The sequence below is a fragment of the Deinococcus sp. JMULE3 genome (assembly GCF_013337115.1).
Classification (GTDB): domain Bacteria; phylum Deinococcota; class Deinococci; order Deinococcales; family Deinococcaceae; genus Deinococcus.
This window is the reverse complement of sequence record NZ_SGWE01000004.1, coordinates 2,367,625-2,381,502: the sequence shown is the minus strand read 5'-3', so window position 1 is coordinate 2,381,502 and position 13,878 is coordinate 2,367,625. Positions and strand designations below refer to the sequence as shown.

General features: G+C 69.9%; 12 protein-coding genes and 1 tRNA gene. 9 read left to right on the top strand and 4 right to left on the bottom strand.

Translation table 11 applies throughout. The annotated features are described in order from the left end of the window. Window positions 1-26 precede the first annotated feature (26 nt). Together EXW95_RS14380 and EXW95_RS14375 are read left to right on the top strand one after the other, a co-directional pair. On the top strand, window positions 27-1,337 hold the full coding sequence (locus EXW95_RS14380) for a hypothetical protein (protein WP_174368016.1): 1,311 nt from the start codon (window positions 27-29) through the stop codon (window positions 1,335-1,337). Window positions 1,338-1,537: 200 nt separating this feature from the next. Next, window positions 1,538-3,526 (top strand): alpha-amylase family glycosyl hydrolase, encoded by a 1,989-nt coding sequence (locus tag EXW95_RS14375; protein ID WP_174368015.1) that lies wholly within the window; start codon window positions 1,538-1,540, stop codon window positions 3,524-3,526. 63 nt (window positions 3,527-3,589) lie between these two features. Here EXW95_RS14375 and EXW95_RS14370 read toward each other — a convergent pair whose 3' ends face one another. Continuing rightward, window positions 3,590-4,708, bottom strand: coding sequence for an META domain-containing protein (locus tag EXW95_RS14370; protein WP_174368014.1), 1,119 nt, complete (start codon window positions 4,706-4,708; stop codon window positions 3,590-3,592). A 154-nt stretch (window positions 4,709-4,862) separates the two neighbouring features. On the opposite strand from EXW95_RS14370, the gene EXW95_RS14365 reads away from it, so the two are divergent. After that, entirely contained in the window at window positions 4,863-5,285 is a 423-nt protein-coding gene (locus EXW95_RS14365) for a cobalamin B12-binding domain-containing protein (RefSeq protein ID WP_160980099.1), read from the top strand. Between the two features lie 24 nt (window positions 5,286-5,309). Then, window positions 5,310-6,482: an MFS transporter gene (locus tag EXW95_RS14360; RefSeq protein WP_174368013.1), complete on the top strand. Its 1,173-nt coding sequence runs from the start codon at window positions 5,310-5,312 to the stop codon at window positions 6,480-6,482. A gap of 58 nt (window positions 6,483-6,540) precedes the next feature. On the opposite strand, the gene EXW95_RS14355 is transcribed toward EXW95_RS14360, so the two are convergent. Next, window positions 6,541-7,821 carry a hypothetical protein gene (locus tag EXW95_RS14355; RefSeq protein WP_174368012.1) on the bottom strand — a complete coding sequence of 427 codons (1,281 nt, stop codon included), beginning with the start codon at window positions 7,819-7,821 and terminating at the stop codon, window positions 6,541-6,543. A gap of 232 nt (window positions 7,822-8,053) precedes the next feature. Beyond that, a tRNA-Ser gene (locus tag EXW95_RS14350) sits at window positions 8,054-8,143 on the bottom strand. Window positions 8,144-8,244: 101 nt separating this feature from the next. Between EXW95_RS14350 and plsY the strand changes: the two genes are divergently transcribed. From plsY to EXW95_RS14325, 5 genes are all read left to right on the top strand, one after another. Further along, the gene (gene plsY / locus EXW95_RS14345) at window positions 8,245-8,835 is read left to right on the top strand and encodes a glycerol-3-phosphate 1-O-acyltransferase PlsY (RefSeq protein ID WP_174368011.1); all 591 of its coding nucleotides are present in this window, start codon (window positions 8,245-8,247) and stop codon (window positions 8,833-8,835) included. A gap of 138 nt (window positions 8,836-8,973) precedes the next feature. Next, the gene (locus EXW95_RS14340; RefSeq protein ID WP_174368010.1) at window positions 8,974-9,273 is read left to right on the top strand and encodes a hypothetical protein; all 300 of its coding nucleotides are present in this window, start codon (window positions 8,974-8,976) and stop codon (window positions 9,271-9,273) included. A 45-nt stretch (window positions 9,274-9,318) separates the two neighbouring features. After that, on the top strand, window positions 9,319-9,843 hold the full coding sequence (locus EXW95_RS14335; RefSeq protein WP_174368009.1) for a hypothetical protein: 525 nt from the start codon (window positions 9,319-9,321) through the stop codon (window positions 9,841-9,843). Window positions 9,844-10,077: 234 nt separating this feature from the next. Beyond that, entirely contained in the window at window positions 10,078-11,097 is a 1,020-nt protein-coding gene (locus EXW95_RS14330) for an aspartate-semialdehyde dehydrogenase (protein WP_174368008.1), read from the top strand. Between the two features lie 363 nt (window positions 11,098-11,460). Beyond that, window positions 11,461-13,257, top strand: coding sequence for a proline--tRNA ligase (locus EXW95_RS14325; protein WP_174368007.1), 1,797 nt, complete (start codon window positions 11,461-11,463; stop codon window positions 13,255-13,257). Between the two features lie 14 nt (window positions 13,258-13,271). On the opposite strand, the gene EXW95_RS14320 is transcribed toward EXW95_RS14325, so the two are convergent. Beyond that, window positions 13,272-13,877, bottom strand: a complete 606-nt coding sequence (locus tag EXW95_RS14320; protein ID WP_371810079.1) for an HAD family hydrolase — start codon at window positions 13,875-13,877, stop codon at window positions 13,272-13,274. Window position 13,878 lies beyond the last annotated feature (1 nt).

Sequence of the window (13,878 nt, the reverse complement as noted above, 5' to 3'; positions counted from 1 at the left end):
CGGCCCGTCTGGCAGGCTGACCGGGAATGACGCTCCCCCCGATGGACTTCACCGACGCGTTCCAGGCGGGCCTGGGCCGCGCGCTGGTGCACCTCTCTGAACACGCCGACGATCCGCGCCTCCGGGACGCCGTGATTCACGGTCTGCTGCATGATCAGGCGTACGATTCCCAGTGCGAACCGCCCCGCACCGCGTACCTGCTGGAGGCCTGCGCGCGCCTCTCACCACCGCTGGACGCTGCCTCACTGCTGATCCCCAAGCTGACGCACGCCCGGAACGCCACGACACGCGGCTGGAACGCGCAACAGTGGGTGAACATACTGGTGGCACTGGGCCAACAGGGAGATGAGCGGGCCGCGCGTGCCATTCGCGAGAAATACCGCCGGGCGGCACAGACCGAAACGCCCCTGTGGGATCTGCTCGGCCCGGCACTCGTGCAACTGGATGGCCTGAATGGCCTGCGGCAGATCGTGAGGGATCAGCACCGCTTCACCGCAATCAGCCCGGACGCCCGTCATCATCCGTACGTGTGGAGGGCCCGCACCCTGCTGGGCGACGACGTCGTGGACGCCGAACTGAGGCACTTACCTGAAGCCCTGCGCCCCAACCGGAAGCGCAGGAAGAAAGAGACGAAGAAACCAGCGCCCACCGACCCCTACCAGCACGTGCAGATGATCATTCAGGAGGCTCTGCAGCCCCGTCTGCACCCGGTGTTCATGCTCCCTTACCAGCTCATCCAACGACTGACCCCGCCGGACTGGCAGCGACTGACCACTGATCTCGACACCGAAGATCTGGCGAAACTTCGCCTGCTCCTCAGCCTGTTCATGCGTCACGGCGTTCCGGATGCGCTGGAGCGGCTGCTGAGATTGGTCCGGCACAACGATCACGAGGTGGCCTTCCGGGCCCTGCGCGCCCTGGATCACCTCCAGGACGAGCGGGTGCGTGAGTTCGCCCTTGAACTTCTGCGCACCCCGCAACGGTTCAGTGAAGAGGCCACCTCATTGCTGCGATTGAACTACCGACCCGGTGACGAACAGCCGATCCGCTCCCGGCTCGCCGCACTGCCTGGACGACAGCACTCGACAGACCGGCACAACCTTCTCTTCGATCTTCCGGACATGGCCGAGGCGTCTCCCGACGACGGACTGCTGACCCTGCTGGCGGACGCGTTCCACCAGCAACCCTGCTCGGCCTGCCGACGACGGATGCTAGCGGTGCTGATCGAGCATGACGCCGCGCCACCCCACCTGCTGGCCGAGGCGCGACTGGACGCCAGCCCCGAGGTCAGGGCGCTGGCCGTCGCAGCAGTGGGTGAAGCAGATTCATCGCGGTGATCGGCTGCTGGATGGCGCGGGTGTGGGTGGGCAATTGGCTTGCCCTGCAAGCAGATCTGGACAACCTGTCTAGATTTCAGGCTGTCTGGACCGGCGGGGTCTCTTGCGGGAACGGGTGTGCTGTCGATTATGATTGCCGGGCACCATAAATTCTGAAACCGGTTCCACGCCGTTGTGGAACCATTCCATGGAGGTTTCGCATGAACCGTTCTGTCCTGGCCCGCTCTGGCGCGGCAGTCCTCTCGGCTGCCCTTCTTCTTTCCGCCTGCTCCTCCGCCCCGACGCCTGCCCTTGATGGAACCGTTTCCAACGCGAATGGCAGTTCACAGCCTGTCAGTGCACAGGCCATCAGTGGCACGAACATCGACGCCTGGCGGCAGCAGGTGATCTACCTCGTCATGCCTGACCGTTTCTCGAATGGAACTACTTCCAACGACGGTCTGGGCCAACCGAACTGCTTCGACCCGGCCAGCCCCACCAAATTCCACGGCGGCGACCTTCAGGGCCTGCGCAACAAACTCGGGTACATCCGCGACCTGGGCGCCACCGCCGTCTGGACCACCCCCGTGTACAAGCAGGTCGGCATCGTCAACGGGAACTCCTGCGGGTACCACGGCTACTGGCCCGACTACACCAACCCCAACGACACCGCCATCGAACCCAAGTTCGGCACGAGCGCCGACCTCACCGGCCTGATCAGCGACCTGAAGGCCGGCGGGCAGAAATACATGATGGACATGGTCGTCAACCACGCCGGGTACGGCGCGCGGATCACCACCCAGAACCCCTCCTGGTTCCACAGCAACTGCACCGGCGACGAGATCGTCTGCCCGCTGGCGGGCCTGCCGGACTTCCGCCAGGAGGACAGCGCCGTCGCCACGTACCTGACCAACCTGAGCAAGACCTGGGTCACGAACTACGCCGTGGACGCCATCCGCATGGACACCGTCAAGCACGTCCCCAACACCTACTGGCAGAACTCCTGGGTGCCCGGCGTCCTCGCCGCGCGGCCTAACACGTTCCTGCTGGGCGAGGCGTTCCTGTCGGGCAGCGCCTCGCAGCTCAAGCCTTTCCTGGACGCCGGTTTCGACTCGACGTTCAACTTCCCGCTGCGGCAGGCGCTCGTGGACTCGGTCGGACGGGGCGGCAGCCTCGACCGGGTCGCGGGCAGCATGCAGGACACCCTGGGCACCCTGGGCCTGGACCGCACGCTGCTGCAGGTGAACCTGCTGGACAACCACGACGTGCCGCGCTTCGTGAACGAACCCGGCAGCGCCGTCGCCGAGACCGAGATCCGCGCCCGCTACGGGAACGCCATGGGCCTCCTGATGACCCTGCCCGGCATCCCGCAGGTGTACTACGGGAACGAACTCGGCATGTACGGCGGCAACGACCCCGACAACCGCCGCGACATGCCCGCCTGGGCCTGGACGGACACCGGCCGCAACGCCACCCAGGCGACCTTCGTGGCGGGCGGCGGCACCCCGAAGGTCACGTACGACCTGACGAAGAAACTGATCGGGATCCGCAAGGGCAACGCCGCCCTGTGGAAGGGCAACTACGCCGAGATGTGGCGCCCCAACGGCGGGCAGAACGTGTACGCCTTCTACCGCGGCAGCGGCACCAACCGCGTCATCGTTGTCGTGAACACCTCGGGCAGCGCCGCGACCGTGAACCTGGACATCCAGGGCAACGCGGGCATCAGCGCGACCGACAAGAGCGCCCTGAGCAACGGCACGGTCTTCAACGACCTGCTCGCCGAGGGAGCCCCGGCCAGCGCCACCGTCGCCAGCGGCAAACTGCCGGTCACGATCGGGGCGGGCAGGATGGGCATCTACCGCGCCGGGGCGACCGGCACCGGCGGCACGGGCGGCGCGGCCGTGCAGGTCACCTTCCAGGTCAGCGCCAGCACGTACTTCGGGCAGGACGTGTACCTCGTCGGGGACCGCGCGGAACTGGGCGCGTGGAACACCGCCTCCGCCATGGCGATGACGCCCAGCGGGTGCTCGGGCAGCACCTGCACCTGGAAGACCACCGTCAGCCTGCCGCCCAGCGTCGCCGCGCAGTTCAAGTTCATCAAGAAACCCGGCGACAGCGGCGCCAGCGTCACCTGGGAAGGCGGCAACAACCGCACCCTCACCACGCCCGCCACGGGCAGCACCACCTACAACGGCGGCACCTGGCAGTAACGCCCATCCATGCAGAGGAGGCCCCACGGGACGTTCCCCGGGGCCTCCTCTGTCTGACGGTGCTCAGCGGGCCTGGAATTCCCAGGTGTCCTCGGCCGTCTTCAGGATCAGGGTGCTGCCCTGGACGCTCAGGGTAGGCCGCTGCTCGAAGAACGACTGGAAGCCCAGGTCCGGCTGGTCCGCGCAGGCCATCCGCGTGCTGGTCAGCCCGCCGCCCAGTTCCACGCGGCCCGCGCGGATCACGTAGGCGCCGCCCACGCTGTTGCAGCCGTCACTGCCGCCCAGCCGCCCGTCCTTGAAGGTCAGCGTGACCGGCCGCAGGGTCTGCGGAGCCGGCTGCCCGTTCAGGCGCGTCAGGGTGTACGTCGCCGCCGGGTCCGGCGTCACGCTGCTGGCGGGCGCGGGGACGGGCACGCGGGTCAGGGTCAGCTGCCCGCTCTGGCCGCGCAGGACGAGTGCGGCGCCCTGCCGCTCGACGCTCAGCGGGGCGCGCAGCAGGCCCAGCAGGCGGTTCTCGGCCACTCCCGCCGTGCCGGGGCACATGCGGCGGGTGGACATCACCGGGCCCAGCACGACCTGCGGCCCCACCAGCGCGCCCGAGGCGGTCACGGTGTTGCAGCCGGTCAGGCCCGCGACCGTCACTTTCGAACCGCCGAACGTGAAGCGCAGCGCCGCCTGCCCGCGTTCCGGTCCGGCCGGGCCGGGCGTGACGCGCATCTGCCAGGTGCCGTCCAGGGAATCGGTGGGGGTCTGGGTCATCGCGCCTCCGGTGCGGGTGAAGGTCAGGCGGCCCGCCCCGCCACTGAGGATCAGGGTGTCGCCGCTCAGGTCGTAACGGGTCGTGGCGTTCAGGAGGCGCAGGTAGTCCTCGCGCAGGCTCAGGGCGGCGTCGGTGCAGCGCTCGCTGCCGCCCGCCTGCACGCCACGCACCACGAGCGCGCTGCCCTTCAGCGCGGCCTGCGCGCTCAGGGGGCTGCACCCGGTGTTCCCGGTGAGTTTCAGCGCCGCGCCGCTGCCGTCCAGGCGCAGGGTGGGGCGCGCCAGGGACGCTCCGGGCGTGATCGCGCCGCGCCCGGCGGGCTGGATGGTGCCCAGCGTCCAGGTGACGCCCGCCGGGCTGGCCGGGGCGGAGGATGGTGCGGCCAGGGCGGCCAGGGTCAGCGAGGTCAGCAGGGCACTCATGAGAGGGTTGTACACCGTGAATCTGACCGGCGGGTGATGACGGCTGGGCCGGACGCGCGGTCGGGTCAGCGCGTAGAATGCCCCCAAACGCCCGTTAGGTTCCCTGAGCCCTGCCCCGCGCAGGCGCCGCGGCCCGGCGGGCACCGGAGGAACCATGGAAGACCGCCGAATTCGAGTGCTGATCGCCAAACCCGGCATGGACGGCCATGACCGGGGCGCGAAGGTCGTGGCGCGCGCCCTGCGCGACGCGGGCATGGAAGTCATCTACACCGGCCTGCGCCAGACCGCCGAGATGATCGTGAACGCCGCCGTGCAGGAGGACGTGGACGCCATCGGCCTGAGCGTCCTGTCCGGCGCGCACATGCACTACTTCCGCGAGGTGATGGGCCTGCTGCGTGAAAAGGGCGCCGAGGACATCATCGTGTTCGGGGGCGGCATCATCCCCGATCAGGACCTGCCCACCCTGCAGGAACTGGGCGTGGGGCGCGTATTCACGCCGGGCGCCAGCACCGAGGACGCCGCCACGTACCTGCGCGGCGCCGTGCAGGCCCGCTGGCAGGCGCAGGGCGAGGCGTGATCCCTGCCCTGAGCACCGCCTACCGTGAGTGACGCCGCCCGCCCCGCCGCGCTGAGCGGGGCCGCGCGGCTGGCGCCGCTGTACGCCGCGCAGGCGCTCGCGACCGGGGCCACCACCGTCAGTACCGTGCTGGCGAGCCTGATCATGTCGGGCCTGGGCAGCGAGGCGCTGGCCGGGCTGCCCAGCACGCTGATCCAGGCGGCGGCGGCCACGTCGGCGGGGCTGTTCGGGGCGCTGATGCTGCGCCGGGGCCGCCGCACGGGTCTGAGCGTGGCGTTCGCGCTGGGAACGGTCGGGGCACTGGTGGGCTTCCTGGGTGCCCGCGCGGGGGTCACGCCGCTGTTCCTGCTGGGCGCCATGATGATGGGTGCCGCACAGGGCGGGTACCAGCAGGCCCGTTACGCCGCCGCCGAGAGCGTCCCCGAAGCGCGGCGCGGGACGGCATTGGGCGCGCTGATGCTCATGAGCGTGCTGGGGTCGTTCGTGATGACCGGGTTCTCGCACCCCATCGAGCGGCTGGGGGCGGCGCTGGGCGCCACGCCGGAGGTCACGGGCTGGCTGGTGGGCGGCGCGCTGCTGGGCGTGGCGGCACTGTTGATCCTGTCCTGGCAGCCCCTGAGCGGCCCGAGCGTGGTGAGGCGCGAGCGCCTGTCCCTGGCGGAGGCGTTCCGGATTCCCGGCGTGAAATCCACGGCGCTGGCCGTGGCGACCGCACAGGGCCTGATGGTCACCCTGATGAGCCTCACGCCGCTGCGCGCGCACCACATGGGGATGGATCACGCGCAGGTGGCCGCGCTGATCAGCGGGCACATCCTGGGCATGTTCGGCTTCGGCTGGCTGACCGGCCCGCTGATCGACCGGCTGGGTCTGCGCTTCGGGTACGTGAGCGGCGCGCTGCTGCTGTCGGCGGCGGCGCTGAGCGCCCTGAACGGCGGTCAGGCGTGGCTGGCGGTCAGCATGTTCCTGCTGGGCCTGGGCTGGAACCTGGCGTTCGTGGCGGGCAGCAAGGCCCTGACGCGCTTCCCCGCCGCGCAGGGCGTCACCGACGCGCTGGGGTACGTCGCCGCGGGGCTGGGCACCCTGCTGGGCGGCGCGGTGATCGCGCGGGCGGGCTTCCCGGCGCTGGCGATCACCTGCGCGGTCCTGGCGGCCCTGCCGCTGATCAGCGCGTGGCGCGCCCGACCCAGCCCGGCGTGACGCAGGGCAGAGGGGGCACCGGGAGTTGCTTCCCCGGTGCCCCCTCCCCTTCCGGCGATCAGGGGTTCGCGGCGCTGACGAAGGTGTCGTCACCGGGGGTGGTGGTGCTGCGCCCGGCGTTCTGGTCGTAGCGCACGCCGCTGTTCATGACGGTGGTCGCCCCGCTCAGGGTGTTCGCGGCGCTGACGGCCGTCTTGGCGGCGAAGGATTTGCTCCACAGGTACCAGCGGGGCGCGACGCCGTGCTTGCGGGCCACGCCGCTGGCCGGGTTCAGGTCGAACACGTACTCGGGGAACACCTCGGTGCGGCTGATGAACTTCGCCATGCCGGTGTTGTTGTCGCCGCCCAGGTCGTTCACGCGGCTGGACTTGATCCACTCGACCGCCACGCCCTGCCCCTTGAGGGTCTGCGCGATGCGGGCGCTGCGCGCGGCGGGGTTCACGTCGGGGCTCAGGAACGCGTAGCTGTGCCCGTACCCGGCGCTGGCGGGCGTCCAGTACGGGTCGGCCAGGACAACACGTTTGGGCCGTTTGGCGGCGGTCAGGGCCGTGTCGGCGTAGGCCTTCTCGGTCATGGCGAGGGCCATCTGCGAGCCCAGCGAGTGCCCCATGACGCGCACGCCTTCGGTCCCGGCGTACGTCCACTGGCTCAGAGCGCTCTTGTACGCCGTGTAGAACAGCTGCCCGGCGCTAACGGTGGGCATGCCGGTCGTGGCGTACGTGCCGCTGGGGGTGCGGTAGCGCATGTTGATGCTCTGGGTGCGGCCCAGGGTGTCCTTATAGGTGTAGGTGGGCGTCCAGATCTTCGCCTGCGAGTGGTACGGGGCGCCGCCCGTGCCCTCGTCGTCGGCCAGCTGGGTCCACTGGTACAGGGCGACGTTCCACCCGGCGTCGATCCAGGCGTCGGCGACGTTGCGGCTGGCCTCGCTGAAGTAGAAGTTGTCGCGCACGCCGGCGACGGTACTGCCGTTCTGCCAGCCGTGCACGAACACCAGCACCGGCTTGGCGGGGTCGTAGTAGCCGGTCATGGCGGCGCCGTCGCTGCGGGCCTTGCAGCCGACGCCACCCAGGGAACCGGTTTCGCCCTTGCTGTACCAGTACAGGCCGGTGTCCAGGCCGCTCTGGCCGTACGGGAGGGCCAGCTGGGTGGGGCAGGTGGCGGCCTGGGCGCGCAGGGTACCGGAGGTGCCCCCCTTGGCAGCCTCGGCGACGAGGGCGGCGCTGAAGTCCTCGGGCAGGCCCGGCTGGGCGGTGGGGGTGCTGGTGGGGGTGGTGGGGCTGCCGCAGGCGGCGAGCAGGGCGGGCAGCAGGAACGGCAGGATGGCAGGACGACGGATCATGATGGGCCTCCGGGCAGAGAAAGATCGCCGGAAACCGGTTTCCGGCTGGGGATGAGTTGTTGGTGCGACGCACACCGTACCCCCCTGCCCGGACAAAAAAAAGTCCTCCCGGTCCAAAAATCGACTCGGTCCAACAACTCTGCGGCAGCACACGCCCGCCTGTTGTGGTAAAGCCCGCCACCCCAGCATCAAAGGAACGTCGGGACTCCCGATTCAGGAGTCCCGACGCATCTGGCGGAACGGGAGGGATTCGAACCCTCGATAAGCTTGCACCTATACACGCTTTCCAGGCGTGCTCCTTCAACCACTCGGACACCGTTCCAGCGCACAGCAGAGTAGCGGCTTCCGGGGGGAAGTGCAAGCCACGCCCTGAACGCCCCCCGAAGTAAACCCGGTGTAAGACGACTGGCCTATCATGCAACGGTGACCCTTTCTGCCGTGCTGACGGTTCTCTTCTCCTACCTGCTCGGGGCGATCCCCGCCGCCGCGTGGGTGGCCCGCACCCGTGGCGTGGACATCCGCACGGTCGGCAGCGGCAACAGCGGCGCCACCAACGTGCAGCGCTCCCTGGGCAACGGCCCCGGCCTGGCGGTCGCCCTCTTCGACATTCTCAAAGGCGTCCTGGCCGTCCTGGCCGCGTACCAGCTGGACCTGGGCCTGCCCGTCATGGCCGCGTGCGGCGTCGCCGCCGTCATCGGGCACAACTTCAGTCCGTTCCTGCGCTTCCGGGGCGGCAAGGGCGTCGCCACGACCTTCGGCGCGGTCGCCGCGCTGCTCCCGGTCGCTGGCCTCGCGTTCTTCGTGATCTTCATGACGACCGTGTGGCTCACGCGCTTCGTGTCCGCCGGGAGCATCCTGGCCGCGGTCGCGGCCGCCTTCACGGCGTTCCTGGTCGGCCCCGGCTGGCTGGGCCTCGTCGTGACCGCCCTGGCCGCGCTGCTGATCTGGCAGCACCGCGACAACGTGAACCGCCTGACCGCCGGGAACGAACGCCGCTTCGGCCAGAAAACCTGATCCGCACCCGAGAAAGGGGCAGGTGCAGCCGTCACGCCGCACCTGCCTCTGCATTTGCGTGCCCTGTACGCTATGCTGACCGCGTCCCACAACCCACCCCACCCTTCAGCCCGCGCGGGCGGGCACCCCGAGGAACGCATGACGGCCAGGATTCGCGTGTACGGCAAGGAAGCCACCTTCACACAGGGTCACTGGACCTGCGACGACGAGAGCCTGCAGGCCATGCTCCAGGCACTGGCCGACCCCCGCGCCGTCACCGAGGAACAGGAACGCACCCACGCCCTGTACGCCGCCGGACGCCTGGGCGGCCTGATCGCCACCGAGTACGGCTGGGAAGCCGCGCCACACCCCGAAGCGGAAATCAGGATGGAGGACTTCGCCCCCGCCCGGCAACCCGAACGCGCCGGGTGGCTGAGCTTCCTGCGCCGCCGCAAGTAACGCACCTGCGGCAACTCCTACCCGTCCGCCCGCGTACCGTGAGGCATGACCCGCTCCCTGCTTCTGGCCGCCCTGCTGACCCTGCCTGCCGCTCAGGCCCAGACCGCTCCCACCCCGGTCAGCGCCGCGCCGACCACGCTGGCGCAGGTGGCCGTGACCGGCACCGCGATCTGGAAGACCGGACGCGACGGATTCATCGTGCGGAGCCTGACCGAACCGGATTTCTTCTTCTCGTTCACCACGAGTGCCGCGCCGAAACAACCCATCCGCGACCTGAAGATCATCGTGCCCAGGCACGCCCTCAGCGGCACGCAACTGAACCTGATGCAGGAGTTCCTGGGCCGCGCCGGACGCACCTGCCTGAACCTGAGCGGCCCGCAGGTCCGCGACCTGACGGACTGGCTCGCCACCCAGAGCCTCGACCCCCGGACGTTCGGGACGCTGACCGTCCAGCGGGACGGGGTGGTCTACATGAACACGTTCACCTCCATGACGACCATCACCCTGACCGTCCCCACCGCCGGGCCCTGCATCCACCAGGGCGTGGACGGGTGGCCCGTGAACCTCTGACCCGCATTTCCCCAATGCCGCAGCGTCGCTCGGCCATGCGCCCTGAACCCCAGCGCGAGTCGGGGCCAGCTCCACGGTCCCTTCACGCTAGGCAGGCAGCCTTGACCCCCATGCCGGCAGCCCCTACGCTGGGGCGCATGACCGTCATGACCACCATTACCCCGTGAGGGCGGTGCTCTGTGACAGCCGCCCCGCGAGATACGCCGGGCGGTTTTTTCATTCAAGGAGACGAGCATGCGCGTAGCGATTGTCGGAGCGACCGGAGCGGTGGGCCACGAACTTCTCAAGGTGCTGGAAAGCAGCACGCTGCAGTTCGACGAACTGCTCCTCTATGCCAGCCCGCGCAGCGCGGGCACGCAGCTGACCTTCAAGGGCCAGCCACTGACGGTGCAGGTCACGCCGGAAGGCGCCATCGACGCGGACGTGATCCTGGCGTCGGCGGGCGGCAGCATCAGCAAGGCCCTGGCCCCGAAGTGGGTGGAGGGTGGCGCGGTCGTGATCGACAACAGCAGCGCCTTCCGCTACGACGCCGACGTCCCGCTGGTCGTGCCCGAGGTGAACGGCGACGCCGCGCTGGCCCACAAGGGCATCATCGCAAACCCGAACTGCACGACCGCCATCGCCGTGGTCGCCGTTGCGCCCATTCACCGCGCGTACGGCGTGAAACGCATGATCGTCAGCACCTACCAGGCGACCAGCGGCGCGGGCGCCAAGGGCATGGAGGAACTGCTCGAGCAGACCCGCGCCGAACTGAACGGCGAACAGGCGCAGGCGAGCGTGTTCGCGCACCCCATCCCGTTCAACGTCATCCCGCACATCGACTCCTTCCAGGACAACGGGTACACCAAGGAGGAAATGAAGGTCGCGTGGGAAACCCGCAAGATCATCGGGGACGACAGCCTGAAGATCAGCTGCACCGCCGTCCGCATCCCCACCCTCCGCACCCACAGCGAGGCCATCACCCTGGAACTCGAACGCCCCGCCACCCCCGACGCCGTCCGCGACCTGCTGGCCGGGGCCGCCGGGGTCGAGGTGCGCGACAACCCCGAAGGCAAGCTGTACCCGATGCCCCTGACCGCCAGCGGCAAGTACGACGTCGAGGTGGGCCGCATCCGCGAGTCCCTGGTGTTCGACGGCGGCATCGACCTGTTCGTCGCGGGCGACCAGCTCCTGAAAGGCGCGGCGCTGAACGCCGTGCAGATCGCCGAGTACCTCCAGCAGAAAGGCGCGCTGAAAGCGAAACAGCGGGCGTGAACGGGAAGTAGGGAGTGGGCAGTGGGGAGTGGGGCGCGGCCCTCCCCCACCACTCGCCCAGCCCAGTCGAGCGGGGCAGCCGGAGCGGACGCTTCTGGCTGCCCTGTTCCTTTCCACTCACCACTGCCTGCGCTGCACATTCGCTTGACCGCCCCTGGCGTCGCGTCTAGTCTGGGCGGCATGAGCGAGCAGATCTCCCCCACCATCCGGATCGGTGCGGGCCTGCCCGTGCTCCCGCCACCCTCCGGGGTGTGACGCTGCCATGTCTGGTTGGTGCTGTCCAGCGTTGAGCTGGATGCTTCGTCACATCGCGACTGTCTGAGAGACCGGCCTGCGGGTGGTCTTCCCTGAGGGGTGTTTGCCATGAAATTGAGTGAGAGTCTGTTCCGCACGTGGCGGGAGACGCCGGAGGGCGCGGAGACGCGCGGGGTTCAGTTTCTGCTGCGGGCGGGGTACGTGCGGCGGGTGGGGAGTGGCCTGTACGCGCACCTGCCGCTGATGACCCGCGTGATGGGGCGGTTGGAGGCCCTGATCCGTGAGGAGCTGGAGGGCGTGTCGCAGGAGGTGAGCTTCCCGGTGTTGCAGCCGCGGGCGCTGTGGGAGGCGTCGGGGCGCTGGGAGGCGTATACGCAGGCGGAGGGGATCATGTTCACGGTGACGGACCGCGCGGGGCGGGCGCACGCGCTGGGGCCGACGCATGAGGAGGTCGCGCTGGACGTGGTGGGCGGTCTGGTGCGCAGTTACCGGGATCTGCCGGTCAGCGTGTATCAGTTCGGGCGGAAGTTCCGGGACGAGCTGCGCCCGAGGTTCGGGTTGCTGCGCACGCGGGAGTTCGTGATGAAGGACGCGTACTCGTTCCACGCGGACCCGGCGAGCCTGGAGGCGCATTTCGAGGCGATGAGCGGGGTGTACGGGCGGGTGCTGTCGCGGCTGGGCGTGGCGTGGCGGGCGGTGCAGGCGGACAGCGGGAACATCGGCGGGGCCGAGAGTCGGGAGTTCATGGTCCTGAGTGACGTGGGCGAGGACGAGGTGCTGTTCACCCCGGACGGGCAGTACGCGGCGAACGCCGAGCGGGCGGCGTCGCGGGCGTCGGTGGCGGCCCCGAGTCCGTTCGTGGGTTTTGCGCGGCGGCACACGCCGGGCACGGCGACGGTAGCGGACGCGTGCGCGGCGCTGGGGTGCGACGCGGCGCACATGCTGAAGAACGTCCTGTACGACGCGGTGTTCCTGCGGGCGGGGCGGCGGGTGCTGCGGCCGGTGCTGGTCAGTCTGCGCGGGGATCACAGCGTGAACCCGGTGAAACTGTGGAACGCCGTGCAGGCCCGCGTGGACGGGGAACTGGTGGGGTTGGAGGTCGCGCAGCCGGACGCCTGGGCGGCGGGGTCGCTGCCGCTGGGGTACATCGCGCCGGACCTGCCGGACCGCGCGATTGCGGCGCGGGAGGACGTGCAGGGATCGTTCCTGCGGCTGTGCGACCCGGCGGGCGCGGCGCTGCGGGACTTCACGACCGGCGCGAACGAGACCGACTGGCACGTCACGGGCGCGAACTGGGGCGCGCCGTACGCGCTGCCGGAAGAGGTGGACGTCCGGCAGGCCCGCGCGGGCGAGGCGGCGCTGCACGATGCTACGCAGATCCTCCAGTCGGCGCGGGGGATCGAGGTGGGGCACGTGTTCCAGCTCGGCACGCGCTACTCGGTAGCGATGAACGCGACGTTCACCGCGGCAGACGGCAGCGAACGCCCGTTCCAGATGGGCTGCTACGGGATCGGCGTGTCGCGGCTGGCGCAGGCCGTCGCGGAGCATTTGTCCGACGAGCGGGGGCTGGTGTGGCCGGACGCCCTTGCGCCGTTCCACGCGCACCTGATCGTGGTGGACATCCGCCATGAGGCGCAGCAGGCAGCCGCGCGGACCCTGTACGCCGCGCTGCGCGCCGCCGGGCTGGCCCCGCTGCTGGACGACCGCGACGAACGCGCCGGGGCGAAATTCGCGGACGCGGACCTAGTGGGCGTCCCGTACCGCGTGACGCTGGGCCGCACCCTGGAACGGGGCGAGGTCGAACTGAAGGACCGCCGCAGCGGCGAGACGTTCACCCTCCCGCTGGCGGAGGTGGCGGGCTGGCTACGCGCCCGCTTTCAATCACCGATAGCCCGGGCAGGCTGAGGACGCCGCGCAGGTCATCGAGCGTGGCGTCCGGCTCCTCGCCGCGCAGGGGGGTGGGTGGTGGGCAGCCACGCGGCGCGCAGGCCCACCGCCTGCGGTCCGGCGATGTCGTTGCGGGGCGAGTCGCCCACGAACCACGCCTGATCCGCGCGGACACCCAGGCGGTCCAGCGCCAGCTGGTAGATCGCGGGGTCGGGTTTGCTGAGCCCCACGACCTTGCTGATCACGAGGTCGTCGATCAGCCCCGTCAGGCCGCACACGTCCACGCAGGTGCGCTGGAGGTTCTCCCAGCCGTTCGTGACGACCCCCACCCGCACGCCCCGGGCGCGCAGTTCGCGCAGGACGGCGTGCGCGTGCGCCATCGGCACGGCGTGCTGCACGTGTCCGGCGTAGGTGTCCAGCAGGGTGCGCGGGTCGTGCGGCAGCGCGAACTCCTGCACGAGCTGCGGGATCACCTCCGCCTTCGGGCGGTAGCCGTGGTCCTCCAGTTCCAGGAAGCGCTCGGCGTACCCGTCCGGGAGGCCGAACTGTCGGACGTGCCTGGCCAGCCACGTGCGCAGCGTGACGGCGCGGTCGTGCAGGGTGCCGTCCAGATCGAACAGGATCGCCTTAATACTCACA

Excerpts from the sequence above, each read along its gene's own strand:
- EXW95_RS14380 (WP_174368016.1), top strand. The coding sequence starts at position 27 with ATGACGCTCCCCCCGATGGACTTCACCGACGCGTTCCAGGCGGGCCTG.
- EXW95_RS14375 (WP_174368015.1), top strand. The coding sequence starts at position 1,538 with ATGAACCGTTCTGTCCTGGCCCGCTCTGGCGCGGCAGTCCTCTCGGCT.
- EXW95_RS14370 (WP_174368014.1), bottom strand. The coding sequence starts at position 4,708 with ATGAGTGCCCTGCTGACCTCGCTGACCCTGGCCGCCCTGGCCGCACCA.
- EXW95_RS14365 (WP_160980099.1), top strand. The coding sequence starts at position 4,863 with ATGGAAGACCGCCGAATTCGAGTGCTGATCGCCAAACCCGGCATGGAC.
- EXW95_RS14355 (WP_174368012.1), bottom strand. The coding sequence starts at position 7,821 with ATGATCCGTCGTCCTGCCATCCTGCCGTTCCTGCTGCCCGCCCTGCTC.
- EXW95_RS14340 (WP_174368010.1), top strand. The coding sequence starts at position 8,974 with ATGACGGCCAGGATTCGCGTGTACGGCAAGGAAGCCACCTTCACACAG.
- EXW95_RS14335 (WP_174368009.1), top strand. The coding sequence starts at position 9,319 with ATGACCCGCTCCCTGCTTCTGGCCGCCCTGCTGACCCTGCCTGCCGCT.
- EXW95_RS14330 (WP_174368008.1), top strand. The coding sequence starts at position 10,078 with ATGCGCGTAGCGATTGTCGGAGCGACCGGAGCGGTGGGCCACGAACTT.
- EXW95_RS14325 (WP_174368007.1), top strand. The coding sequence starts at position 11,461 with ATGAAATTGAGTGAGAGTCTGTTCCGCACGTGGCGGGAGACGCCGGAG.